Source organism: Rhizobium sp. GW821-FHT14E12, assembly GCF_058803745.1.
In genome coordinates, this window is the sequence record NZ_JBXAPH010000012.1 from 61,508 (window position 1) to 84,955 (window position 23,448).

Annotated in this window: 23 protein-coding genes and 1 pseudogene; 9 read left to right on the forward strand and 15 right to left on the reverse strand. The window is 61.9% G+C overall.

The window, feature by feature from the left end; all coding sequences use genetic code 11:
• The first annotated feature begins 296 nt into the window (after positions 1-296).
• The 8 genes from AC1RO0_RS28560 to AC1RO0_RS28595 all read left to right on the forward strand — a co-directional run bounded on the left by AC1RO0_RS28560 (position 297) and on the right by AC1RO0_RS28595 (position 8,292).
• Positions 297-1,424, forward strand: coding sequence for an ABC transporter ATP-binding protein (locus AC1RO0_RS28560; RefSeq protein ID WP_498595919.1), 1,128 nt, complete (start codon positions 297-299; stop codon positions 1,422-1,424).
• Positions 1,414-2,058, forward strand: a complete 645-nt coding sequence (locus AC1RO0_RS28565) for an ABC transporter permease (RefSeq protein ID WP_498595920.1) — start codon at positions 1,414-1,416, stop codon at positions 2,056-2,058. The genes AC1RO0_RS28560 and AC1RO0_RS28565 overlap by 11 nt, the downstream gene beginning before the upstream one ends.
• A gap of 4 nt (positions 2,059-2,062) precedes the next feature.
• Positions 2,063-2,776, forward strand: a complete 714-nt coding sequence (locus tag AC1RO0_RS28570; RefSeq protein ID WP_498595921.1) for an ABC transporter permease — start codon at positions 2,063-2,065, stop codon at positions 2,774-2,776.
• 23 nt (positions 2,777-2,799) lie between these two features.
• On the forward strand, positions 2,800-3,714 hold the full coding sequence (locus AC1RO0_RS28575) for an ABC transporter substrate-binding protein (RefSeq protein WP_498595922.1): 915 nt from the start codon (positions 2,800-2,802) through the stop codon (positions 3,712-3,714).
• Between the two features lie 115 nt (positions 3,715-3,829).
• On the forward strand, positions 3,830-5,380 hold the full coding sequence (locus AC1RO0_RS28580) for an HAL/PAL/TAL family ammonia-lyase (RefSeq protein ID WP_498595923.1): 1,551 nt from the start codon (positions 3,830-3,832) through the stop codon (positions 5,378-5,380).
• Positions 5,381-5,396: 16 nt separating this feature from the next.
• On the forward strand, positions 5,397-6,602 hold the full coding sequence (locus tag AC1RO0_RS28585; protein ID WP_498595924.1) for a CaiB/BaiF CoA transferase family protein: 1,206 nt from the start codon (positions 5,397-5,399) through the stop codon (positions 6,600-6,602).
• A 2-nt stretch (positions 6,603-6,604) separates the two neighbouring features.
• Entirely contained in the window at positions 6,605-7,519 is a 915-nt protein-coding gene (locus AC1RO0_RS28590) for a 3-hydroxyacyl-CoA dehydrogenase family protein (RefSeq protein WP_498595925.1), read from the forward strand.
• Positions 7,516-8,292 (forward strand): enoyl-CoA hydratase-related protein, encoded by a 777-nt coding sequence (locus tag AC1RO0_RS28595; RefSeq protein WP_498595926.1) that lies wholly within the window; start codon positions 7,516-7,518, stop codon positions 8,290-8,292. Before AC1RO0_RS28590 ends, AC1RO0_RS28595 begins: the two co-directional genes overlap by 4 nt.
• A 22-nt stretch (positions 8,293-8,314) precedes the next feature.
• Here AC1RO0_RS28595 and AC1RO0_RS28600 read toward each other — a convergent pair whose 3' ends face one another.
• The 10 genes and pseudogenes from AC1RO0_RS28600 to AC1RO0_RS28645 all read right to left on the reverse strand — a co-directional run bounded on the left by AC1RO0_RS28600 (position 8,315) and on the right by AC1RO0_RS28645 (position 16,718).
• Positions 8,315-9,202 (reverse strand): HipA domain-containing protein, encoded by an 888-nt coding sequence (locus AC1RO0_RS28600; protein WP_498595960.1) that lies wholly within the window; start codon positions 9,200-9,202, stop codon positions 8,315-8,317.
• A 114-nt stretch (positions 9,203-9,316) separates the two neighbouring features.
• Positions 9,317-9,547: pseudogene (locus AC1RO0_RS28605) on the reverse strand (HipA N-terminal domain-containing protein); the annotation flags it as partial.
• On the reverse strand, positions 9,544-9,819 hold the full coding sequence (locus tag AC1RO0_RS28610; RefSeq protein WP_498595927.1) for a helix-turn-helix transcriptional regulator: 276 nt from the start codon (positions 9,817-9,819) through the stop codon (positions 9,544-9,546). The pseudogene AC1RO0_RS28605 and the gene AC1RO0_RS28610, both read right to left, overlap by 4 nt.
• A gap of 224 nt (positions 9,820-10,043) precedes the next feature.
• Complete coding sequence (locus AC1RO0_RS28615; RefSeq protein ID WP_498595928.1) at positions 10,044-11,567, reverse strand: UxaA family hydrolase; 1,524 nt, start codon at positions 11,565-11,567, stop codon at positions 10,044-10,046.
• A 4-nt stretch (positions 11,568-11,571) separates the two neighbouring features.
• Positions 11,572-12,582, reverse strand: coding sequence for a zinc-binding alcohol dehydrogenase family protein (locus tag AC1RO0_RS28620; RefSeq protein ID WP_498595929.1), 1,011 nt, complete (start codon positions 12,580-12,582; stop codon positions 11,572-11,574).
• Positions 12,583-12,672: 90 nt separating this feature from the next.
• Positions 12,673-13,476, reverse strand: a complete 804-nt coding sequence (locus tag AC1RO0_RS28625) for a transporter substrate-binding domain-containing protein (RefSeq protein ID WP_498595930.1) — start codon at positions 13,474-13,476, stop codon at positions 12,673-12,675.
• Between the two features lie 48 nt (positions 13,477-13,524).
• Complete coding sequence (locus AC1RO0_RS28630; protein WP_368513207.1) at positions 13,525-14,253, reverse strand: amino acid ABC transporter ATP-binding protein; 729 nt, start codon at positions 14,251-14,253, stop codon at positions 13,525-13,527.
• Positions 14,237-14,890, reverse strand: coding sequence for an amino acid ABC transporter permease (locus AC1RO0_RS28635; RefSeq protein WP_498595931.1), 654 nt, complete (start codon positions 14,888-14,890; stop codon positions 14,237-14,239). The genes AC1RO0_RS28630 and AC1RO0_RS28635 overlap by 17 nt, the downstream gene beginning before the upstream one ends.
• Before the next feature lie 11 nt (positions 14,891-14,901).
• On the reverse strand, positions 14,902-15,585 hold the full coding sequence (locus AC1RO0_RS28640) for an amino acid ABC transporter permease (RefSeq protein WP_498595932.1): 684 nt from the start codon (positions 15,583-15,585) through the stop codon (positions 14,902-14,904).
• Positions 15,582-16,718: a mannitol dehydrogenase family protein gene (locus AC1RO0_RS28645; protein WP_498595933.1), complete on the reverse strand. Its 1,137-nt coding sequence runs from the start codon at positions 16,716-16,718 to the stop codon at positions 15,582-15,584. The genes AC1RO0_RS28640 and AC1RO0_RS28645 overlap by 4 nt, the downstream gene beginning before the upstream one ends.
• Before the next feature lie 190 nt (positions 16,719-16,908).
• Between AC1RO0_RS28645 and AC1RO0_RS28650 the strand changes: the two genes are divergently transcribed.
• A complete protein-coding gene (locus AC1RO0_RS28650; RefSeq protein WP_498595934.1) occupies positions 16,909-17,817 on the forward strand; it encodes a GntR family transcriptional regulator in 909 nt (302 codons plus the stop codon).
• 56 nt (positions 17,818-17,873) lie between these two features.
• On the opposite strand, the gene AC1RO0_RS28655 is transcribed toward AC1RO0_RS28650, so the two are convergent.
• The 5 genes from AC1RO0_RS28655 to AC1RO0_RS28675 all read right to left on the reverse strand — a co-directional run bounded on the left by AC1RO0_RS28655 (position 17,874) and on the right by AC1RO0_RS28675 (position 23,312).
• On the reverse strand, positions 17,874-18,794 hold the full coding sequence (locus tag AC1RO0_RS28655; protein ID WP_498595935.1) for an SMP-30/gluconolactonase/LRE family protein: 921 nt from the start codon (positions 18,792-18,794) through the stop codon (positions 17,874-17,876).
• Between the two features lie 43 nt (positions 18,795-18,837).
• Positions 18,838-19,788 carry an ABC transporter permease gene (locus AC1RO0_RS28660; protein WP_498595936.1) on the reverse strand — a complete coding sequence of 317 codons (951 nt, stop codon included), beginning with the start codon at positions 19,786-19,788 and terminating at the stop codon, positions 18,838-18,840.
• The gene (locus AC1RO0_RS28665) at positions 19,785-20,729 is read right to left on the reverse strand and encodes an ABC transporter permease (RefSeq protein WP_498595937.1); all 945 of its coding nucleotides are present in this window, start codon (positions 20,727-20,729) and stop codon (positions 19,785-19,787) included. The genes AC1RO0_RS28660 and AC1RO0_RS28665 overlap by 4 nt, the downstream gene beginning before the upstream one ends.
• Complete coding sequence (locus AC1RO0_RS28670) at positions 20,726-22,189, reverse strand: ATP-binding cassette domain-containing protein (RefSeq protein WP_498595961.1); 1,464 nt, start codon at positions 22,187-22,189, stop codon at positions 20,726-20,728. Before AC1RO0_RS28670 ends, AC1RO0_RS28665 begins: the two co-directional genes overlap by 4 nt.
• Positions 22,190-22,295: 106 nt before the next feature.
• A complete protein-coding gene (locus AC1RO0_RS28675) occupies positions 22,296-23,312 on the reverse strand; it encodes an ABC transporter substrate-binding protein (protein ID WP_371110898.1) in 1,017 nt (338 codons plus the stop codon).
• Positions 23,313-23,448: the final 136 nt, after the last annotated feature.

Consider the following 23,448-nt stretch of genomic DNA (forward strand, 5'->3'; position numbering starts at 1 on the left):
GAAAGCCGGTGTGGCGCGCTGCTTGCTGGAGCTCGCGGGCCGGGGTTTCGCCCTTGCATACACCGTCACTAATCAAATCGATGGTTTTTATCAAGTTGCGAGGCCGAGGATTTTCAGGTCCGGCGCTGCGGAGCGGTATTCGGTACGCGCTCGCAACGCGAGACATTTAAATGCAGGTTTTTGCATATTAAATGGGCATGCCGCTAGTCCGGCTAAAATTTTTGCCATCCCAGTTGCGCAGCCATTGGTTTCGTGTAACCTGTATATACAGGTGGAACAAGAATGGGTGAGCCAGGTTGATCACTTTCGAAAATGTGACGAAGCGCTATCACGGCGATGTTGTGGCGGTGAACGAACTGTCGTTCACGGCGCCGACCGGTAAATTGACGGTGCTTGTCGGGCCGTCCGGATGCGGCAAGACGACATCGCTGCGCATGATCAATCGTCTCGTGGCTCCGAGTTCCGGCACGATCCGGCTGGGCGACGAACCGACATCGCGGATGGACGAAGCGGTGCTTCGGCGTCGGATCGGCTATGTCATTCAGCATGCCGGTCTCTTCCCGCACCGGACGATCATCGACAATGTCGCGACGACCGCCCGCCTGAACGGCACGCCGAAGAAGCAGGCCCGCGCGATCGCGCTGGAACTGCTCGAGCGTGTCGGTCTCTCGGAAAGCTTTGCGGATCGTTATCCCTGGCAGCTTTCGGGCGGCCAGCAGCAGCGCGTCGGCGTGGCGCGCGCGCTCGCCTCCAATCCCAAATTCATGCTGATGGATGAGCCTTTCAGCGCGGTCGATCCCATCGTCCGCACGCAGCTCCAGGACGAGTTCCTGCGTCTTCAGCGAGAGATGGGCAAGACCATCATCATGGTGACCCACGATATCGACGAGGCGCTGAAGCTTGGCGATCAGGTCGCGGTTCTGCGCGTCGGCGGCGAGCTCGCGCAGATCGCGACGCCGCAGGAGTTGCTGACCAAACCGGCCGATGCCTTCGTCGCCAATTTCGTCGGTCGCGACCGGGGCTATCGTTTCCTGGGCTTCGTCGGTGCCAATGGACGGCTGGCTGTCAAGACCGAGCCGACCGTGCGCCTCGGCGATGCGCCGGAAGCAGCGAGAGGCGCTGCCAAGGATCGCTGGCTGCTGGTGACCAACGAGCGCGGTGAACCTCTCGGCTGGACGGAACCGGCAAGCCTGCAGGGGCCAATCCGGATGGGCGACCTCAATCTCAGCGGTACGCTCGCCTCGGCTGACGGCTCACTTCGACAGCTTCTCGACGCGGCTTTGAGCTCGCCGAGCCGGCGCGGCGTTGTCGTCGACGACAAGGGGCAGCTGATGGGCTCCATTGGGGTCGCGGATCTGGTTGCGCTGCTGGATGGATCGGAAGATCCGGCGGCTCCGGTAAAGGGAGCCGACCATGCGGTTTGACTGGCTGCTGCGTGAGTCCGGGAACATTGCCAACCTGTTCTGGTGGCATGTCGGTCTTTCCGTCATTCCCGTCATTGCCGCTCTCATCCTTTCGCTGCCGCTCGGATGGCTGGCGCATAAAAGCGGGCTGTTCAAGTCGGCGATCCTCGGGGTCGCGGGCTTGCTCTACACCATCCCGTCGCTGGCGCTCTTCGTTCTGCTGCCTCTGGTGCTTCACACGAAAATCCTCGATCCGCTTAATGTGGTCGTGGCGCTGACGGTCTATTCGCTTGCCCTGCTTGTCCGCACCGTCAGCGATGGCCTCGGCGCCGTGCCCCCGGATACGCTGCAGGCCGCGACCGCCATGGGGTACCGGCCTTTGCAGCGGTTCTTCATGGTCGAGCTGCCGATTGCCGTGCCCGTTATTGCCGCGGGTCTGCGCGTGGCGCTCGTCTCCAATGTCAGCATCGTTTCTGTCGCTGCCTTGATCGGGACGCCGCAGCTCGGGCTGCTGTTCACGCAAGGTCTTCAGCTTCGATTCGTCACACCGCTGATCGCCGGCATCGTGCTCTGCCTGTTGCTTGCCGTCGTCCTCGACGGTCTCGTCGTCCTGCTCAATCGCTGGCTGACGCCCTGGCGGCCGAGAAAGGTGTGAGCTCATGATAGAATGGTTTCTCAATCCAGCGCAGTGGCAGGGCTCGGAGGGCATCCCGAACCTTCTTGCCCAGCACCTGCAATATAGTTTCATCTCGCTTTTCATCGCGGCGCTCATCGGCCTGCCTGCCGGCCTCTATGTCGGACATACCGGCAAGGGGACATTCCTGATCGCCGGCCTTGCCAACGCCACGCGCGCTCTGCCGAGCCTCGGCCTGATCGTCCTGCTCGTCATTCTCGTCGGGCCTTATTTCAAATCGGACCTGGCCTATCTGGTGCCGAGCATCGCCGTCCTGGTGCTGATCGCGGTGCCGCCGATCATGATGGGCGCCTATTCCGGGATCACCTCGGTGGATCCGGCCGCCGTCGATGCGGCCAGGGGCATGGGTTACCGACCGCTCGCCTTGCTGCTCACCGTCGAGCTTCCCTGTGCATTGCCGCTGATCTTTTCGGGCTTTCGCAGTGCGGCCTTGCAGGTGATTTCGACAGCGACAATCGCCGCCTACGTCTCGCTTGGCGGCCTCGGCCGGCTCATCATCGATGGCCGCGCCCAAAACGACTACATGCAGATGGCCGCCGGCGCCGTTCTCGTGGGTGTTCTCGCCCTGATCGTCGACCTGTTTTTCGGCCTCGCATCCAGGATCGCAGTCTCGCCCGGCTTGACGCGCCGGACTGTGAAGGGCGCCGCCACCCGGCGCCAGCTTGCAAACGGAAAATAACGGAACAGCTAGGAAGAACGATAATGATAAAGCGAAACATGCTTGCAATCGGCGCTATCGCCATTTCTGCCCTTCTTGCGGTCGCTCCGCTCGCGCGGGCCGAAGACCCCTTGTCCTCGAGCACGCCACGCTCGGATGCGGATACGATCATCGTCGGATCCGCGGACTTCCCGGAAAGCCAGCTCCTCGCCAAGATCTATGCCCTGGCGCTCGCCGCCAAGGGCATGAAGGTGGACACGAAGCTCAATATCGGCAGCCGCGAAGTCTACATGCCGGCGTTGCTCGACGGCTCGATCGACCTTCTTCCCGAATATGCCGGCGCGACGCTGAGCTACCTCGACAAGAACGCGACCGCCCATGCCCCGAAGGATGTCGTCGAGGCGCTCGGCAAGGTGCTGCCGAAGGGCGTGTCTATGCTGACGGCATCCGATGCCCAGGATTCTGACGTGCTTGCCGTCACCGAGGAAACCGCCAAGAAATACTCCCTGACGTCGATCGAGGATCTGAAGCCGGTCGCCGGCGAACTCGTTCTCGGTGGTCCGCCGGAATGGAAGACGCGCAAGGAAGGCGTCGTCGGCCTGAAGGACGTCTACGGCCTGGTATTCAAGGATTTCAAAACCCTTGACGTCGCTGGTCCGCTGACCCTTTCGGCTCTGACCAACGGCCAGGTCCATGCGGCTGATATGACCTCGACCGATCCGGCGATGAAGGCGAGCAAGCTCGTCGCGCTGAAGGACACGAAAAACCTGTTCCCGGCGCAGAACATCCTGCCGATCATCGCCACCAGCAAGGTCAGCGACAAGGTCACCGCGACGCTCAACGCCGTCTCCGCCGCGTTGACAACCGAGGACCTGATCGAGATGAACGGTCGTCTCGCCAATCAGGAAAGCTTCGACACCGTTGCCGGCGATTGGCTGGCGAAGAACAAGCTGAACTAATCGATATCGCGGCGGCCGAGCCCACGTTCGGCCGCCGGCACCTGAATAAAGGGAAGTAGAGAGGCCGCTTGTCTCCAGAAGGAGAAGGCTGGCATCCGTCCAAGGGAGGGCGGAAATGGAACATAGCGATCAATCGTCACACGCCTCCACCACCGTCACGCTCGGCACCGCGCCGACCACGATCGAGGAGATCGCGGCGATCGCCATGGGAGCAAAGGTCGCGCTTTGCCCAGATGCCCTCGAGGGCATGAGCAGGGTCCAGCAACATCTCCTCAAAGCGATCAAGAATAACGTGCCCATCTACGGTCTGACGACCGGGGTCGGCGATCTCTACACGGTCAAGCTCAAGCCCGAAGACATGTCGCAGATGCAGCTCAACACGCTGCTCAGTCATGCGAGCGGTATGGGCACGCCGCTTGATCCGCCGGCCGTGCGCGCCATCATGGCGACGATGATCAAGGCGCTCTTGCAGGGGTGTAGCGGCGTCAGCGCCGGGCTTGTGGAGACCATGAGCGAGATGCTCAACCGTGGCGTCATCCCCTGGTCGCCTGCGAAGGGTTCGGTCGGCTATCTGATCGCCACCTCGCATATCGGTCTCGTCATTTTCGGCGAGGGACGCGCCTGGTACGAAGGCGAGTTGCTTTCCGGACGCGAAGCGATGACCCGCGCCGGCATTGCCATCAAGGCTCCCGGTCCGCGCGAAGGGCATGCGCTGATCAGTGGTACCTATGAAATCACCGGCATCGGCGCGCTCGCCGTCCATCAGGTCGAGCAACTGGTGGCGATCGCCGATGTCGCCGGCGCCATGAGCCTGGAAGCGCTGAAGGGCAACAGCCGAGGCTATGACGAACGCCTGCAGCGGATGCGGCCGCATCCCGGTCAGGTCGCGACGGCAAGCCGGCTGCGAAGCCTGTTGTCGGATAGCGAGGTATTGGCGAAGCATCGCGATCACCGCCTTCAGGATGCGCTCAGCCTGCGCTGCATTCCGCAGGTTCATGGCGGCGTGCGCGACGCGCTTGCCTATTGCCGTGATGTCCTGACCATCGAGATCAACTCCGTGACCGACAATCCCGTTTTCGTCATCGAAGACGAGGAGCTTGTGCCTTTGCCCGGCGGTAACGGGCATGGCGCGCCAGCGGCGCTGGCGCTGGATGTGCTGGCGATTGCCATCGCCCATGTCAGCACCATGTCGCAGGCAAGGTCGGACCGCCTGACCAACGGCCATATCAGCGAGCTGCCGCCTTTCCTCATGGGCGCGAGCGGCGCCAATTCCGGCTTCATGATCCCGCCCTATGCGGCCGCTGCTATCGCCGGCGACAACCGCAGTCTCGCGGCGCCGGCTTCGGTCCATACGGTGACCACCTGCGCCAGCCAGGAAGACCATGTGAGCATGGGCGTTTCCGCTGCAATGCAGGCCCGCACGGCGGCCGACAATCTCGCCGATATTCTGACGATCGAGCTGATCTGTGCCGCCCAGGGGCTGGAATTCCACCAGCCTTTGCGGCCGGGCAGGGGTACGGGTGCGGCCTATGACGCGATCCGGCAGGTCGTTCCGCCGCGCGACAGCGACCGCGCCATGTATCCGGAATTGCAGGCCGTCCGCGACCTTATCGACAACGGCACCATCGCCGGGGCCGTCGACCGTGCCCTCGCAGTCAACGTTTAAGAGCTTGGAGACTTCCGTGACCGAAGCAACGCAGGCCGTACGGCCGCTGGATGGAATAAAGGTGCTGGATCTGGCGCGCGTGCTTGCGGGGCCACTGTGCTCCGCCATGCTCGGCGATCTCGGCGCAACGGTGACCAAGATCGAAATCCCCGATCATGGCGACGATTCCCGCGCCTTTTCCCCGCATGTCGGCGGCGAGAGCAGCTATTTCATGCTGGTCAATCGCGGCAAGAAAAGCGTCACGCTCGACCTGAAATCCGATGAGGGCCGCGAACTGCTGCTCGGATTGATCAAGCAGGCCGATATTCTCGTCGAGAATTTCAGGCCGGGCGTCACGGCGCGTTTGGGCATCGATTACGAAGCCGTAAAAGCGCTCAATCCGCGCCTGATCTATGTCAGCATTTCCGGCTTCGGCCAGGATGGCCCGCTTGCGCACCGCGCCGCCTATGATCACGTCGTCCAGGCGATGGGCGGCATCATGACCGTCACCGGTTGGCCGGACGGCCCGCCGACCCGTGTGGGTGATGCGATCGGCGATGTCGTCGCCGGCATTTATGGTTCCTGGGGCGCGCTTGCGGCGCTGCTTCAGCGCGATCGAACCGGCAATGGCCAGCATGTCGATGTCGCCATGCTCGATTCCATCATGTCCCTGCAGATGGTTTCGCTGTCGCAGATTGCCGGCGGCAGAGGCGCACCCGGCCGCGTCGGCAACGCGCATCCGATCAGCGCGCCGATGGATTCCTATCAGGCGGCCGATGGCTATGTCGTCATCGCCGTTGCTAACGATGCGCTCTTTGCCCGACTGGCGCGGGCGCTCGGCAATCCGGGCTTGACGGATGATCCTCGTTTCAAGACGGATCCCGACCGGCAGGGCCACCAGGAGGAGCTGCGAGCCATCATCGAGAACTGGACACGCACTCGCTCGACGGAGGAGGTGACGCAGCTGCTTGACCAGGCGGGTGTTCCGGCGGCGCCGATCTACGATCTCGCCCAAGCGCTCGCCACGCCGCATGCGCAGCACCGCCAGCTGTTGCATACCGTGCAGCATCGCAACGCCGGCGAATTCCAGGTCATGCCGCAGCCGGTTCGCTTCAGCGGCATTACTTCGGGTGGCGATTATGTTGCGCCGACCCTGGGGCAACATACCGATGCAGTCTTGAGCGACGAACTGGGGCTCAATGGCCCCGATATCGAGAATCTCCGGTTGCGAGGGGTCATCTGATCATGGCGCGAGATATCAACGACAAGACCAGTATCCGGCCGAAGGTCGCCGTTCTCGGCGCGGGCACGATGGGTGCCGGCATCGCCGGCGTGTTTGCAGCACAAGGCTATCCTGTCGCCGTCTATTCCCGCAGCGCGGAGACGCTTGACAAGGCGAGCAGCCGGATCGTCGCCATCGCCGGCGAAGCGGCCGTCACGTACACGACCTCGATCGAGGACTGCGTCGCCGGTGCCGGCATCATCAGTGAGAATCTCGCGGAAGACGTCACGCTGAAGCAGCGCATCTTCGGTGAGATCGAAGCCGCGGCGCCGGACGACTGCCTTCTGACGACGAACACCTCCAGCGTTCCAATCACCCTGATTGCGGCGGGGCTTGCCCGGCCGGAGCGGGTCGTCGGCATTCACTGGTTCAATCCACCGGCCGTCATGCCGCTTGTCGAGATCGTGCGCGGCGAGAAAACCTCGGATGAGGTCGTCCAACGCGCCCGCGCGCTTTGCGCCGATATCGGCAAGGAAGTGATTGAGGTGAAGACCGATATAGCGGGCTTCGTCGTCAATCGGCTGCAATATGCGATCCTGCGCGAGGCGCTTCACCTCGTCGAAGTGGGCGCCGCCTCGATTGAAGACGTCGACCGGGCAGTCGAGACCACGCTCGCGCCGCGCTGGTCGGCGGCGGGGCCGCTGCGGCTGATGGATCTGGCCGGTCTCGACACGGTCGAGAAAGTGTCGCGCATTCTGATGCCGGCGCTCGACCGCAGCGAAGGCATACCCTCCCTGGTGAGCCGGCTGTGCGAGGAAGGTGCTTTCGGAACGAAGAGCGGTCGCGGCTTTTACGATTGGACGGCGGAAGAGATTGCGGCTGTAATCGCGCGCCGCGACGATACCGTCCGCCTGCTGACGGAAAGGCGCGAGCCATGACATCCTCCCTCGTCAAAACCGAGAAGCAAAGCGGCGTCGCGCGCGTCATCCTCGACCGGCCGGCCAAGCGGAATGCGCTCAACATCGAGATGTTGACCGGGCTCGTCGATGCGTTGCGCGACTGCCAGGCGGATACCTCCGTGCGGGCGATCGTCATCAGCGGCAGCGAGCGCGGCTTTGCCGCCGGCGCCGATATCGGATCGCTCGCCGCCGCCAGTCCCATCGAGCTTTATATCAGCGGCTTCAGCGAGAAATGGGACGAGGTGGCGGCCATCACCAAGCCGCTCATCGCCGCGATTTCGAGCTATGCCCTTGGCGGCGGTCTTGAGCTGGCGCTGATCTGCGACATCGTCGTCGCCGACAAGACGGCGCTGTTCGGCCTTCCGGAAACCGCGATCGGCACCATACCCGGCGCCGGCGGAACCCAGCGCCTCGTGCGCGCCGTCGGCAAGTCGATGGCGATGGAGATGGTTCTGGCCGGGCGAAAGCTTGATGCGGAAGAGGCAAGGGCCTGCGGCCTGATCAGCAGCATCGCCGCCGATGGCGAGACGGTGGAAGCGCATGCCTGCACGATTGCCGAACGGATCGCCAAGGCGGCTCCCCTTGCCGTGGCGATGGCCAAGGCCGCGGTGCTCGAAAGCTTCGAAACGCCGCTCTCCGCCGGCATCCGCTACGAACGCTCGCTCTCGGCCCTGATCGCGGCAAGCGACGATCGTGCGGAGGGCATGCGTGCCTTCGCCGCGAAGGAACCGCCACAGTTCAAGGGACGGTGAGGGGCGGCGTTCCCGTCAACTCCTAAAGCTGGCGCCGAATGCGACGGCATCTCTTCCGGATCAAATGGGTCAGGCGTTCGAGTATCTTCGTCGGATCGCCGCCTCGTTCCAGGATCTCTGTTCTGACACTATCGCAGGCACTGTCAACGAGCACCGAAAGGTCCTCGATACGCTTGATCGTCGACGCCGGGCTGAGGCCTACCTCTTCGGCAAATGCTTTCCAATCCTTGCCGTGCAGATCCGAAGCGCTGAATTTTCCCCCGATGCCCTGCGGCAGGCTCTGGTCGACTTGTTCATAGGCCGCCGCGCACATCACGTCGTAGAGCGGCGCTAATTTGGTCGATCCGCCCGCGCCTATCAGGATGGAGTAGTTCTTCGCGTGGGAGTCGGAGTTGCAAATCAGCAGGTTGAAGATGACGGCATCCAGCAGTTTCAGTCGTTCACCCGGCGATATCAGATCATTCACCGCACCGAACATCTGTTTTAGCGTGACGCCTGTGCCGGATGATGAGCGCTCGTACTTTTGCGACGGAAAATGGCCGGTGAGCTGGCAAAGATCTTCCTGATGGAGCCGGCGCATGTCGCCTTGCTCGTCGGCGAAGCGATCATAGCGCTTCACCAGCAGATAGCGACGCTTGCCCGCCTGACGGACAGCCGCCTCGGCGGCGTCCAGGCCGCATGCCCCCGCCAGCGCCAGGCAGAAAGCTTCGTTGTCGACGCTTCCTTTCAAGCGATCCGTGTCCGGTTTGACAATATGGGTCGAAGGGGTGCCGTCGACCGGGATTGAGATCCGTCCATCCTGATCGACAAAGACCGGCAGCTTTTCCTGGACGCCGGCCAGCGACATCGAGACGCCACGTTCGCCGACAAGGAATGGCCTGGCTGGAAGTTCATTCAGAATGCGCTCCAAGGCCGCTTCGTCCGGAACCGGTCTGAGGTGGATGCCGGGTTTCTTTGGCTCACCGATGGAGAGAGCGCCGGCGGTGTCGCGGCCAATATGCCCAAGGAGACCGACGATATCCTGGGGGGATACTTTGAGGCGTTGACCGATTTCCGCAAGATGAAGTTCGGGCAGCAGGTTTGCGAGCCAGGGAAGGAGTTTGTCTGCGGCCACCGATCCTGATCGCAGCGGCATTGTAAGCGAAACCGGAAAAGCGGAGCGGCGTGCTTCCCATGTGGGATCATAGTCGAGGCGCCACTGATCCGTGAACGTCAAGTGCGCAAGGGGAAATCTCTCGTAATAGATGGCCGTCATGTCCCATCACCAAAGGTTGGCAGGAAGCCGAGTTCGTCGTCTTCCGGCCGCGGCGGCTGTGGCGATGCGGATTTGAGATCGGCGATCTCGCAGCCTGCGGCACGAGCAACGATGAGCGCCTTTTCAAGCTGGCAGCTTGGTTTGCCGGCTTCCAGCTCGACAATGAAACGCTCGCCTGTCCCAGACCGGGTTGCGAGTTCAGCCTGGGTCCAGCCGAGCGCTTTTCGCTTGTCTTTGATCAGGGTTCCAAAGTCGCGCGCCGAGCGGATCATTCTTCTCTCCCGTTTGTCTTACCGTACAGGAAGATTATCGCGTCAACAAGAGCAATCTTACCGATCGGGAAGTATGTCATATGGAGATTGAAAAACTTCCCGATCGGTAAGTTTTTATATGGAGAGGCACGCGTTGATGGCGACGAATTCAACAATTCTTGGGATCGTAGTCGACGGGCTGCGCTACAGGTAATGTGCCCATGGTGTCGATAGCCGGCGCGAGATCACATCGTCGCGCCGAGCTGCCAGGGCACGAACTCGTTGCGGCCGTAGCCGAGCAGTTCGGATTTCGAGCGCTTGCCGGAGGCGGTTTCCAGGATGGACTGGAAGATTTCGCGGCCTTTTTCCTCGATCGACACGCCGTTGATGATATCGCCGCAATTGATATCCATGTCCTCTTCCATCCGCGTGAACAGGTCGGAATTGGTGGCGAGCTTGAGGGACGGTGTCGGCTTGCAGCCATAGGCCGATCCGCGGCCGGTGGTGAAGCAGAGCACGTTGGCGCCGCCTGCAACCTGGCCGGTCGCGGCGACCGGATCGTAGCCGGGCGTATCCATATAGACGAAGCCCTTGCGGTCGATGCGCTCGGCATAGCGATAGACGCCGCGCAGGGTGGAACTGCCGCCCTTGGCGACGGCGCCGAGAGACTTTTCCAGAATGGTCGTCAAGCCGCCGGCCTTATTGCCGGGCGAGGGGTTATTGTTCAATTCGCCGCCCGTCTTGGCGGCGTAATCCCGCCACCAGTCGATCAGGTCGACGATCTTCTGGCCGACTTCCGGGCTCTCCGCCCGCCGGGTGAGGAGGTGTTCCGCGCCATAGATCTCCGGAGTTTCCGACAGGATCGCGGTGCCGCCATGGCGCACGAGAATATCAACGGCAGCCCCCAGGGCCGGATTGGCGGTCAGCCCGGAATAGCCGTCCGAGCCGCCGCATTGCAGCGCCAGCATCAGCTCCGAGGCCGGAACCGTCTCGCGTACCGACCTATTGGCAAATGGCAGCATCTCGCGGATTTTCTCGACGCCCATCATCACCGATTTGCGGGTGCCGCCGACGTCCTGGATCGTCAAGCTCTGGAAATGCTCGCCCTCGGCAATCCGGTAGGTCTTTTTCAGGCGCGGGATCTGAAACACCTCGCAGCCGAGCCCGATCAGGAGAATGGCGGAGAAGTTCGGATGGCTCGCATAACCCCATTGGGTCCTTGCCAGCAGATCGTACTCCTCGCCCTTGCTGCCCATGCCGCATCCGGTTCCATGGGTGAAGGGAACGACGCCGTCGACATTGGGATAATCGGCAAGGATGCCGGAGCGCATGATCTCGTCGGCGATGAAGTCGACGACGGTGGCGGAACAGTTCACGGAGCTGAGGATGCCGATATAATTGCGCGTGCCGACGCGGCCGTCAGCGCGCCGGAAGCCCTCGAACGTCGCCGGGCTTTCGCCGGGCAGAAGCCCGCTATCGGGTTTCGCCTCCGAGGCAAAGGCATAGTCGCGCTCGAAATCATGGATCGCGACATTATGCTCATGCACCCAATCGCCCGGCTGGATATCGCTGCTCGCAAAACCGATGATCTGCCCGAATTTGCGGATCGGCTCGCCAGTCCGGATCGGTTGGACGGCGACCTTATGGCCGCGCGGAACGGCTGCCGCGACCGTGACGCCGCCATCGATCACCTTGCCTCGCGACAGGCTTTCGATGGTGATGACGACATTGTCGGCGTCATGGAGACGAAGCGTGCGCGGCGTGACCATGCAATCACACCTCCAGAATGGCTTTGATGACGCCGGCTTCGGGGCGCAGCCATTCGGTGAAGAGCCCCGGAGCGTCCGAAAGCGCGCCGCGATGGGTGTTGAGGGCGGCGGTCGGCACGCGTCCCGCCTCCATCTGCTTTACCACTTCGGCAAAATCATCCGGCTGAGCATTGCGGCTGGCAAAGAGTGTCGTCTCGCGCTTGTGGAATTCCGGATCGGAAAAGGTGATGTCCTGGCGGACGACGCTGACGAGGACGTAGCGGCCGCCATGGGCGACGAAGCCGAAGCCACGCTGCATCGCGCCGGCATTGCCGGTGGCGTCGATGACGACATCGAAGAAATCGCCGTCCGTCAGGCGCTTGGCTTCCGCCTCCGCCTCTTCGTTGGCGAGAAGGGTCCTGTCAGCGCCGAGGGCGCTGGTCGTAAAGGCGAGGCGATCCTCGCGCATGTCCATGACGGTCACATCAGCACCGCGCGCCTTTGCGAAGATGATCGCCGACATGCCGATCGGTCCCGAGCCGACCACAAGAACGCGATCGGAAGCCTGGATGTTGCCGCGCTTGACGCCATGGGCGCCGATCGCCAGGAATTCGATCATCGCGGCGTCGTCGAGCGAGGCTTTGCCGGCCGAGATGACGTTCTGTTCGGGAACGCACAAATATTCGGACATGCCGCCGTCCTTGTGCACGCCGAGCACGGCGATGTTCTGGCAGGCATTGGTCACGCCGCGACGGCAGGCAACGCATTTCCCGCAGGAGAGGTATGGGACGATATAGACATTGTCGCCCTTCTTCAGCCGCGACGATCCCTGTGCGTCCTCGACGATGCCTGAGAGCTCATGGCCCATGACGCGCGGATATTCGAGGAAAGGGTGCTTGCCTTGGAAGATATGAAAATCCGTGCCGCATATGCCGACACGCTTGATGCGGACCAGCACCTCTCCATCCGCGGGAACGGGGATGTCCCGCTCGATCAGAGACAGCCGGCCCGGCTCGTTGCAGATCAATGCTTTCATCGTTCACTCCTTGTCCGCAGGGGCCAGCCCGCTCGAACCGCTTTATGGGATTGCAGGGAGCGCCGACAATGCGGCGCTCCGGTGTTTGTTTTACGTCTTCGGCATTTCGGCCGGAAGCGCTACGCCATTATACTTCTGATAGATCTCGTTGAGCTTGCCGTTGGCAAGGTTCTTGGCGATCCATTCGTTCAGCGTCGCCTTCAGCGCGTCGTCGCCCTTGCGCAGGCCGATGGCGTAAGGGTTGGTCTTCAGCACCAGCTTGACCTCGAGCGGGTCGCTCGTCCGGCGTTGATTGACGGCAGCCATGATCTGCGGAGAAGACGCCATGATGTTGACTTGGCCGGAAACCAGGGCTGTGATCAGAGTCGCGTCATCGTCGTAACGCACCATCTCGGCGCCTTGCGCCTCCGTTGTCGCGACCTTGTCGTTGGTCGAGCCGCGGGTCGTGCCAAGGCGCTGGCCGACAACATCCTGCAGGGTTTTGATGTTTACGCTCTTCGGCGCTGCGACAACGATCTGGATAACGCCATAGGCGTCGGTGAAATCGATGACCTTCTTGCGCTCCTCGTTGACGCTGAAGGAGGCCATGACGATGTCGGCCTTGCTGGTCAGCAGGAAGGGTACGCGGTTCGGGCTGGTGACCGGCACGATTTCCAACGGAAAACCGAGATCGGCGGCCAGCAGCTTGGCGGTCTCGACGTCGGAGCCGGTTGGCTGCATCGCCGCATCGCTCATGCCGAATGGCGGCGAGCCGAGATCGACGGCGATCAGTAGCTTCTTCCGCGTCTTGATGGTCTCCAGCGTATCGGCCAGAGCCTGGCGGGCGTTGACGCCCAAGAGTGTTGCACCGGCCAATGCGCCGGTTATGCCTGCCAGAAAACTTCTACGTTTCATGTTCTCCATCCCTTTGTCCTTCCAACAAAATCTCTTCCCGTTTCGGCCTCAGAGACCGCTGCCCACGAATTCGCGCAATTCCGTCGTCTGAGGATTGTCCAGCATCGCGCCCGGTCCGGTTTCCCAGACCTGGCCCTGATGCATGTAGACGACCTTCGATGCCACCTTGCGGGCAAAGGCCATCTCATGCGTGACGAGGATCATCGTCATCCCGCCACGGGCGAGATCCTCCATGACCTTCAGCACCTCGCCGGTGAGCTGCGGGTCGAGCGCCGATGTCACCTCGTCGAAGAGCATCAGCTTCGGCTTCATCGCCAGGGAGCGGGCGATCGCCACACGCTGCTGCTGGCCGCCGGAGAGCTGTTCCGGAAAATGCTCTGCCTTGGCTTCGAGGCCGACGCGGCTCAGCACTTCGCGCGCCAGATCGCGGGCGGCGGCCTTGCCGAGCTTCTTCACGCAGGTCGGAGCGAGCATGATATTCTGCTCGGCCGTCAGATGAGGAAAGAGATTGTAGCTCTGGAAGACGATGCCGACGTCGCGGCGCAGCGCGCTCTTGTCGAGCTTGGGGTCATGGACCGCGTGGTCGCAGACCTCGATCGTGCCGCTCTCGATGGTCTCGAGCGCATTGATGCAGCGCAGCGCCGTCGACTTGCCCGAACCGGACTGGCCGATCACCGCGGCAACCTCGCCGCGTCCAACCTCGAACGACACGCCGTTCAAAACCTTGACGGCGCCGAAGGCCTTGTGGACGTTCGTGACTTTAACGATGGATGACATTGAGCTTCCTCTCGAGGTTGCGGCTCCACAGAGAGAGCGGAAAGCACATGGCGAAGTAAAATACTGCCACCACGATGAAGACGGTGAAGGGTTCGAAGATCGAATTGTTGATGAGCTTGCCGGCCTGCGACAGCTCGACAAAGCCGACGACCGAGGCGAGCGAGGTGTTCTTGACGATCTGTACCAGGAAGCCGACCGTCGGCGGCGTGGCGATGCGCAGCGCCTGTGGCAGGATGACCTTGACCATACGCTGCCAGCGCGACAGCGCCAGACACTCCGCCGCCTCCCACTGGGTCTTCGGCACGGATTCGATGCAGCCGCGCCAGATCTCGCCGAGAAAGCCGGAGGAATAGATGATGAGGCCGGCTGCCGCCGCGATGATCGCCGGAACCTGATCGAAGCCGAGAATGGCGATGCCGAAGTAGATCAGGAACAGCAGCACCAGCAGCGGTGTGCCCTGAACGATCTGAATGTAGGCCGCCGCCGCCGTTCGCAGTGCGCCCGAGCTACTGACGCGCGCCAGTGCCACCAGAAAGCCGAGAAGCCCGCCGCCAACGAAGGCGATCGCTGAAAGGCCCGCCGTCCACATCGCGGCCCAGGCCAGAAACTCCAGATGAACGAAGCTAAAACTTGGCATTGCCGGGTCCTTTAAAGTGCCGTGCCGAGCTTGCGCCGGCGAACAAAGAGACCGAGGCCCAGCAGCCAGAGGGCGATGCGGACAACGAAGGACAGAAGGAGATAGAGGACACCGACGACGATGTAGGTCTCGAAGCTGCGGAACGTATCCGACTGGATGCGGTTGGCGACGGCGGTCAATTCCTCGGCCGAGATCTGCGAGGTGATCGAGGAGGCCAGCATCAGCAGCACGTATTGGCTGGTCAGCGCCGGATAGACGCGCTCGATGGCAGGGCGGATGATCACATGCCAGTAGGTCTGTTTGCGCGACAGCCCAAGACATTCCGCCGCTTCGAGCTGTGCCTTGTGGATGGATTGCAGGCCGGCGCGGACGATCTCGCAGGTATAGGCGCCGACATTGACGACCAGCGCTACGACGGCAGCCATGTTCGCCGAGACGTGGACGCCGAGGGTGGCGATGCCGAAATAGACGAGGAACACCTGCACCAGCAGCGGCGTGTTGCGGATGACTTCGACATAGGTGGCAATGATACCGCGAAGCCAGGGGCCGCCATCGGCCCGGCCGATGGCGCAGAGGGTGCCGAGGACGAAGCCGATGATGGTGGAGATGACGGAGAGCTGAAGCGTCAGCCAAACGCCCAGCGCGAACTCCTTCCAGTAAGGAAGGAGAGAGGCAAAATCGAACTGGTAGTTCATGCGGCGCCTCCGGATGCCGGATAACGTGACGCTATCGCCCGCAGGATCGGAGCCTCGTACCGCTCGGGCGTCTCTCCGACCCAGTCGAGAAAGGCGGCGATACGGCGCTCGACCTTCTGGGCATGATGTTGCGCGATATCGGCAATGCGGTGATTGAGGAACGGGTTGAGGAAACGATCAAGCGTGGTCGCAACATAGGACCGGGCCTCGTCGCCCATGCCTTTCGAGGCGAAGCCGGGGATGACTTCGCTATCGTAGAGGGCTTCCAGCCGGGCCTTTATGTCGGGATCAGCGAGGATTCCGCCGACAGTCTGACCCTCCGCGTGGCCTTCGGTCTGCCAAATCTCGGCGAGATAGGTGTGCCCGAGGTTGAGGATATGCAGCTTCAGACGCTCATAGGGTTCGAGGTCATCGGTCAGTACGATCTGCTCGTGCGTGCATGGCGGACGGACGCCCGGCGCCCGTTTGATCGCCCAGAGGGCATAGGGTTCCGCAACGGCGCCGATCGGTTCGATCGGCTCGGATACGATCCTGTCGACGAGCGTATCGGCAAAGGCGACATCGCGGTCGAGCCATTCGAAGAACTCGGCCGGCAAACCGTTTCGCCGCGCGCTTTCGATGACGACCTGTTTCAGGGCCTGGCCGTTGCCTGTTACCAGTTCGCACGGCAGCACCACCAGGGGACGCCCCGATGCCTGCCAGCGACGACAGAGAAGCTCTGCCAGTTTCGCCGGGAATGAGTGTGGAGGGCGGTCGCTGGAGGAGAACTCATCTCCATCCGGATCGGTCCGATAGCCGGTGTCGCCGGTATTGGAGACGACGAAATCCGCCTCCTCGACAAAGAGCCTGGTGATCTCGGCCCAGTCGTTTGCCGCCGACAGGCCACGGTCGACACTTCTGACCCGAACCGTACGATCGATCACCTTGCCGTCTGACATGCCGCGAATGACAACGGGATAGCCCTCTGGGCTGCCGAATGCCGCGACGCGGCCGCTTCGGCTGCCTGATCCGGAGACCTGAACGACGGAAATGGGGCCGACCTTCTGGCCGGCTTCGGCCGCTTCGTGGAAGAAGAACGCCACATGTGCTTGCAGGAAGCGGCTCGTTCCGAATTGGATGATGCGGCCGCTCACGCGTCTATCTTCCCGAAGGAGGCGCGGTCCAGAGATGTGTTTGCAAGATGAATTCCAGACAAGCTTCGATCCTCCCTTCGACTGTCTTTTGCATATATAAAACAGGCTGGAATTTTCGAGTCAACTGTTTTTTATATAAATAATCCGACCTATATGATACGGAGCGGTCGCAGCAGGGGGATGGTTTGGAATGAAAGGGAATGCAGTCTACAAGGGCGCGTACAACCGCTGCCTGTCCTATCTCGGCGATGTCGAGGTCGATCAGAAGCTGCCGTCGAATTCGGAATTGGCGTCGAAACTGGCGGTCAGCCGCACGACGGTGCGCTCGGTGCTGTCATCCCTGACGGATGCCGGAATTCTTCGCCTCGACGATGCCATCCACGCTTTGCGGCGACGGCCGGAGCCTGGCGACTATTTCCCCGAAACGCAGACCATGTCCGCTGCCGCCGCCGTCGAGCGCCGGTTCATGGAATGGATTCTGCAGGGGGATTTTCGCGCTGGGCAGCTGCTCAACAGCGCCGAACTTGCGCGGCAGTTCGGCACCTCGACCACCACCATTCGCGAATATCTTACGCATTTTCAGCACTTTGGGTTGATCGAGCGACGACCCAACAGCGCCTGGGTGTTTCTCGGCGTCACCCCGAATTTCGCCGCGGAAATATATGAAGTCCGCGAAATGTTCGAGCTGCGCTCGGCCAGACACCTGCTCAAATTGCCGGATAGCGACCCCTGCTGGAGGGAGCTGCAGGCGATCGAGGCGGAGCATCTTGAGCTGCTGAAGGACATTGATCGGCGCTATCGCGAATTTCCGGCGCTGGACGAACGCCTGCATCGTTGCGTGCATGATGCCTCGAAAAACAGGTACATTATCGAGTTCTACAATGTCGTTTCCGCCTTCTTCCACTACACCTATCAGTGGAATATCGATGACGAGAAACAGCGCAACATCAGGGCACTCACGCAGCATCTCGATTACATCGCAGCCCTTCGCAGCCGGGATCCGGCAGCGGTAGAAGCAAACTTGCTGGCCCATCTGGGCAGTGCCCGCGCAACGTTGCTGCGCTCCATCCAGATGGGACCGTTCAAGGTTCAGTCCTAGAGCGGTTCAACGCAATTCCGGACGAAAAACCGCTGCGCACTTTTCCTGAAATTGCTTTAAGGCGTCTGCACGCCCGTCGTGGCGGTATAGATGCTATAGAGAGACTTGGTGGCGGTGATGAACAGCTGGTTGCGGCGCGGCCCGCCGAAGGTGAGGTTGGAGACCGTCTGAGGCACCTTGATTTTGCCGAGCAATGTTCCATCCGAGGCGAAACAATGTACGCCGTCGCCCGCGCTCGTCCAGACATTGCCAGCGACATCGACGCGGAAGCCGTCCGGAAGTCCGCTGTCGATGTCGCAGAATACCCGGCTATTGGCGAGTGTCCGGCCGTCGATCACGTCGAAGACGCGGATGTGCCGTGGCGCGTTGATGTCATGGCTCGATGCTGAATCGGCGACATAGAGCTTGGTTTCGGCCGGCGAGAAGGCCAGGCCGTTCGGTTGGCCGAAATCGTCGACCACGATCTCCATCTCGCCGGTTTCCGGATCGAGCCGGTAGACGTTGCGCGTAGCCTGCTCGGGCTCGGCTTTATAGCCTTCATAGTCGGACAGGATACCGTAGGTCGGATCGGTGAACCAGACCGATCCATCGGAGCGGACGATCACGTCGTTGGGCGAATTCAGCCGTTTGCCCTGAAAGCTGTCGGCGAGAACAGTGATCGATCCATCGATCTCGGTGCGGGTGACGCGCCTTGCGCCGTGCTCGCAGGAAACGAGCCGTCCCTGGCGGTCGCGCGTGTTGCCGTTGGTGAAGTTCGAGGGTTCGCGAAAGGTCGAGACGCCGCTGTCCGGCACCCAGCGCAGCATGCGCTGGTTCGGAATGTCGCTCCAGATCAGGCAGCCGGAATCGGCGAACCACACCGGACCTTCCGCCCAGCGGCAACCGGAATAGAGTTCGTCCAGAGCGGCGCTCCCGACAACAAGATAGCGAAACCGGGGATCGTGTATTTCGTAGAGGGGGGGCTCGTTCTTGGCCATTACGGTGTTTCCTGTGATGCCTGCATGGATGTCGAAAAGAGTCTCAGCGCCCGCCGAGCGGGCGGCCGCCGGCCATCAGAATGACAGCGATGATGATGAAGCCGGTGAGGATAAGCCGCGAGCCCGCGCCGAAACCGTAGGTGTTCAGCATTGACACGACAAGGAACATGAAGAGCGATGCGCCCCAGATGCCCGGCACGTTCGAATCCCCGCCCGCGACCGCTGTCCCGCCGATGATGACAACGGCAATCGACATGAGCAGATATTCCGAGCCCATGTTGAGGGCGGCGCCGCCGGAGAAGCTGGCGAGGAGGTAGCCGCAGACCGAGGCGAGGATGGCGCAGAGGATATAGGTCGCGAGCCGCGTGCCATCGACAGGAATGCCGGCCATGCGGGCCGCGAACATGCTCTGGCCGATGGCCGAAATCCAGCGGCCATAGATGGTCTTTTCCAGCAGTATCCAGGCAAGTACGGAGAGCAGAAAGGCGACGATGGCGATGTTCGGGATGCCGACGAGGCTGGACATGGTGAAGTCCGCCAGCTGCTCCGGCGGCTTGATGCGCAGGCCCCGGTTGCTCCAGATCGCGCAGGATTGCACGATGAAGCTCATCGACAGCGTCGCGATGATCGGCGGGATGCGCAGGAGCTTGATCAGGGCATAATTGCCGATGCCGATGCCAAAACCGATCAGGATGGAAATCAGAAGGCCGGGCACGATCATGCCGTCCTCGACGTTCATCAGCTTCAGCGCCACGGTTCCGGCCAGCGTCATCGTTGCCGGAACGGAGAGGTCGATATTGCCTGGCCCAAGCGTGATGACGAACATCTGGCCGATGCCGACGATGACGGAAAAGGCAGCGAAGGTGAGCGCTGCCTGCGACAGACCGAGAGAGCTGGCACCGCCCGTGAACAGGACGGTCAGGCTCCACACGACCAGCGTCGCGGCAAAGGACCAGATCCAGGGTTTCCGATGGAGCGCGCGAAGGGCGTTCATGCGCGGTTCCCCCGCTTTTCAAGACGGTTGAGGAAGAGACGCAGGGCAAGCACGACGATGAGGATGGCGCCTTGCGCTCCGATCTGCCAGTCCGGCGAAATCCGAAGGAAAGACAGGAACGATCCGGCCAGCGTCAGCGTCAACGCGCCGATGACGGCGCCGATCGGCGAGATACGGCCGCCGGTGAATTCTCCACCGCCGAGGATGACGCCGGCAATCGACAGCAGCGTATAGCGCAGCGCAATGTTCGCATCCGCCGAGGTGGTGAGGCCGACAAGGGCGATGCCGGAAAGCACCGCAAAGAGACCGGCGAGCCCATAGGCTGCAGCACGAAGGACGAGGATCGACCATCCGGCGCGTTGCACCGAGCGCTGGTTTCCGCCGACGCCGCGGATCAGCACGCCGAAGGCGGAGCGCATGACGACGAAATGCGCGACAAGGGCGATGACGACGCTGGCAACGATCGCCATCGGAACAAGCGGCGGTTTCGAGGTCATCAGCCAGCGTGCCCAGGTGGGTGCCTCGCCGCCGGGGGCCGGTAGCAGCAGCACGGCAAGACCGCCCCAGACGAAGCTCATGCCGAGCGTCACCACGATCGACGGCAGATCCCTGACGTAGATGACCACGCCGATGACGGCATAGGTGGCGATGGCTGCCGCGAGGATCAGAATGCCGAGCAGCGGGGAGGATTGAAGATAGGTCGCCGCAACGCAGGCGGCGAAGCTGACGAAGGTTCCCATCGACAGATCGAGGTCGTTGACGGACATGATCATCATTTGGGCAATGGTCGCGAGCGCAATCGGCACGGCGAGATTGAACAGGAGATTGAGCCCGGTATAGCTCATGGCGCGCGGCTGAAGATAGAAGACCGCGACCAGCAGCACGACGAGCGAGAGTGCCGGGACGAGCAGCCGCACCATACTGGGCGAGATGCGGATCATGCGTCTTCTCCAGAGAATGAGGCTGCCAGCACATTTTCCTCCGTAATGGCGTCGCCGACGAGTTCCGAAACGATGGCGCCGCTGCGAAACACATAGACGCGGTCGCAAAGCCGGATTTCGTCCATCTCGGTCGAATACCAGATGAATGTCCGGCCGCCGGCCGCTTCGTGATTGAGGATGCTATAGACCTCCTGTTTGGTGCCGATATCGACGCCGCGCATCGGATCATCCATCAGCACCAGCGACGACGTTGTCGCCAGCGCGCGGGCAAAGAGAACCTTCTGCTGATTGCCGCCCGAGAGCGACAGGATGCCGTTCGTCATGTCGGGCGTGCGGATTTCGATCCGGCCCTTCCAGTCTGCGCCGAGCCCGTCTTCGCGGGTTCTGTTGACCAGGAATTTCTCCGACAGGTCGGAAAGGGAAGCGATGCTGAGGTTTTTCAAGATGCTCCAGAGGGGGAAGGTTCCGTTCAGGCTGCGGTCGCCGGCGACGAAGGCGATGCGCCCTTGTCTTCCCGGCAGCCAGTCGCTGCTGAGCGTGCGGTAGAGTTCGAGCAGCATGTCCGTCTGGCCATGCCCGCCGAGACCGGCAAGGCCAATCACTTCGCCCTTGTAGGCCGTGAACGGAAGGCCTTTGCCGCCTCTGGCGGGGAGGGAAAGGATGGGCGATGTGTCGGCGGCTCTATTCTTATTGCGGTCGAAATCATGGTCCTTGACCACGCTACCCATCGCCTGGACGAGGCTATGGGTCGAAAATTCTTTTGCCGGGCGGTCGGCGACGACCTTGCCGTCCTTCATGACGACGATGCGGTCGGAGGTCGACAGGATCTCGCCGAGAATATGCGAGATCAGCAGCACGGCACCGCCCGCATCGACATATCTACGCACATAGGCCGTCAGCTGCGCCGCAAGCCCCGCATCGAGCGAGGATGTCGGCTCGTCGAGGATGACCAGCTTGGGCTCGTGTCCGACCGCGCAGAAGACGATGGCGATTTCGACCATCTGCCGCTCGGCGATCGAGAGTTCGCCGACGGTGTGCATCACGTCGATGCCGTGGCCGGCGAAAATCTCGTCAAGCTTGGCGCTGACGATGCCGGCCGCTTGGCTGCGCCAGTTCCATCCGCTGAGGTCGCGATGCATGATCCGCATGTTTTCGACAACGGTCAGGTTCGGCGAAAGGGACAGTTCCTGAAACACGCAGCGGATGCCGTGGCCGCGTGCCGCATTGATGCCGCGCGCGGTCTCGTCGCCATTGTAGGCAATGGTGCCCTCGTGAGGGCTGAGGCTTCCGTTGAGGACGTTGACGATCGTCGATTTCCCGGCGCCGTTATGGCCGACCAGCCCGATGCATTCGCCGGTATCGATGATCAGGTCGGCGCCATCCAGTGCCTTGACGGCACCGAATTGCACCTTGACGCCGCGCGCGGAGACGACCGGCTTTGTCTGTGCATCCTCGTTCATGGGCCTGTTGTCTTTGGCTGCATTCATGGATCGATCCGGCAAGAATTCCTCATCGACCGGCGCCACTTAAGAATGGCACCGGTCTTGAACGGCGGCACGCCTCAGCTCACTTGGCCGCGGCGATGACCTTCTGTGCGTCTTCCAGCGAATATTCGACATTGGCGACGCCACCCTGCTGGGTATTGGCGAGGTTGGTTTCGAGATTGTCCTGGTCGATGCGCAAGAACGGGACGACCAGATCCTTCTTCACCTGCTTGCCGTCGAGAATCTGTTGGGCGACCCAGAAGGCGAGCGTCGAGACGCCGGGGGCGATGGAAACCGACATGGTCTCATAGCCGCTTGCGTCCTTTTCCTTCTTCCACCAGGCCAGTTCGTCCTGACGATTGCCCATGACGATCGTCGGCATTGGACGCTTTGCCGCGGCAAACGCCTGGGCCGCGCCATAGCCGTCGCCGCCCTGTGTCGCGACGGCGGCGATCTCGGGTAGGCTGGGCAGAACGCCTGCGACAGCGCGCTGGGCGACGTCCTGCGCCCAGTCGCCATGCACGGAGCCGACGATCTTGAACTGCGGATATTTCGCGACGGCATCGTGAATGCCGGCCGAAATCTCGTCATCGACGGAGACGCCGGCAAGGCCGCGGATTTCCAGGATGTTGCCGCCCTTGGGCAGCTTCTTGGCCAGATACTCGATCTCGCTTGCGCCCATTCCCTTGAAGTCGACGGCAATGCGCCAGGCGCAGGGTTCGGTGACGATACCGTCGAAGGATACGACGGTGATGCCAGCATCGCAGGCTTCCTTGACGGCGCCGTTGAGAGCCGTTGGCGATGCCGCGTCGATGACGATGGCGTCATAGCCCTGCAGGATCATGTTCTGGATTTGCGCCGCCTGTTCGGTCGCCTGGTTTTCCGCCGTCGTGAATGGATCGGCTGCGGCAACCACGCCGGCTTTCACGGCTTCGCCCGTCACCTTCTGCCAGCTTGTCAGCATGGCCTGACGCCACGAGTTGCCGGCATAATTGTTGGACAGGGCAATTTTCTTGGATGATGTGTCTGCAAGTGCGGCAAACGGCGTCGCAACGGCTGCGATCACGACGGATGCCAGAAGTGTCTTGGCGATATTCATGTTTTTCCTCCCAAAAAGACCTAAATCTCACTCCCAGGTCATGATTTTCGAACGCGCTCCTCAACGATGCTCGAAAATAGTATTTGCGCTGAAGGTTCCCCTGTCAGTAAGAATAGGATGTCCGAGATTCTTTCGG

Excerpts from the sequence above, each read along its gene's own strand:
- AC1RO0_RS28565 (WP_498595920.1), top strand. The coding sequence starts at position 1,414 with ATGCGGTTTGACTGGCTGCTGCGTGAGTCCGGGAACATTGCCAACCTG.
- AC1RO0_RS28570 (WP_498595921.1), top strand. The coding sequence starts at position 2,063 with ATGATAGAATGGTTTCTCAATCCAGCGCAGTGGCAGGGCTCGGAGGGC.
- AC1RO0_RS28575 (WP_498595922.1), top strand. The coding sequence starts at position 2,800 with ATGATAAAGCGAAACATGCTTGCAATCGGCGCTATCGCCATTTCTGCC.
- AC1RO0_RS28580 (WP_498595923.1), top strand. The coding sequence starts at position 3,830 with ATGGAACATAGCGATCAATCGTCACACGCCTCCACCACCGTCACGCTC.
- AC1RO0_RS28590 (WP_498595925.1), top strand. The coding sequence starts at position 6,605 with ATGGCGCGAGATATCAACGACAAGACCAGTATCCGGCCGAAGGTCGCC.
- AC1RO0_RS28595 (WP_498595926.1), top strand. The coding sequence starts at position 7,516 with ATGACATCCTCCCTCGTCAAAACCGAGAAGCAAAGCGGCGTCGCGCGC.
- AC1RO0_RS28610 (WP_498595927.1), bottom strand. The coding sequence starts at position 9,819 with ATGATCCGCTCGGCGCGCGACTTTGGAACCCTGATCAAAGACAAGCGA.
- AC1RO0_RS28615 (WP_498595928.1), bottom strand. The coding sequence starts at position 11,567 with ATGGTCACGCCGCGCACGCTTCGTCTCCATGACGCCGACAATGTCGTC.
- AC1RO0_RS28620 (WP_498595929.1), bottom strand. The coding sequence starts at position 12,582 with ATGAAAGCATTGATCTGCAACGAGCCGGGCCGGCTGTCTCTGATCGAG.
- AC1RO0_RS28625 (WP_498595930.1), bottom strand. The coding sequence starts at position 13,476 with ATGAAACGTAGAAGTTTTCTGGCAGGCATAACCGGCGCATTGGCCGGT.
- AC1RO0_RS28630 (WP_368513207.1), bottom strand. The coding sequence starts at position 14,253 with ATGTCATCCATCGTTAAAGTCACGAACGTCCACAAGGCCTTCGGCGCC.
- AC1RO0_RS28635 (WP_498595931.1), bottom strand. The coding sequence starts at position 14,890 with ATGCCAAGTTTTAGCTTCGTTCATCTGGAGTTTCTGGCCTGGGCCGCG.
- AC1RO0_RS28640 (WP_498595932.1), bottom strand. The coding sequence starts at position 15,585 with ATGAACTACCAGTTCGATTTTGCCTCTCTCCTTCCTTACTGGAAGGAG.
- AC1RO0_RS28650 (WP_498595934.1), top strand. The coding sequence starts at position 16,909 with ATGAAAGGGAATGCAGTCTACAAGGGCGCGTACAACCGCTGCCTGTCC.
- AC1RO0_RS28655 (WP_498595935.1), bottom strand. The coding sequence starts at position 18,794 with ATGGCCAAGAACGAGCCCCCCCTCTACGAAATACACGATCCCCGGTTT.
- AC1RO0_RS28660 (WP_498595936.1), bottom strand. The coding sequence starts at position 19,788 with ATGAACGCCCTTCGCGCGCTCCATCGGAAACCCTGGATCTGGTCCTTT.
- AC1RO0_RS28665 (WP_498595937.1), bottom strand. The coding sequence starts at position 20,729 with ATGATCCGCATCTCGCCCAGTATGGTGCGGCTGCTCGTCCCGGCACTC.
- AC1RO0_RS28670 (WP_498595961.1), bottom strand. The coding sequence starts at position 22,189 with ATGAACGAGGATGCACAGACAAAGCCGGTCGTCTCCGCGCGCGGCGTC.
- AC1RO0_RS28675 (WP_371110898.1), bottom strand. The coding sequence starts at position 23,312 with ATGAATATCGCCAAGACACTTCTGGCATCCGTCGTGATCGCAGCCGTT.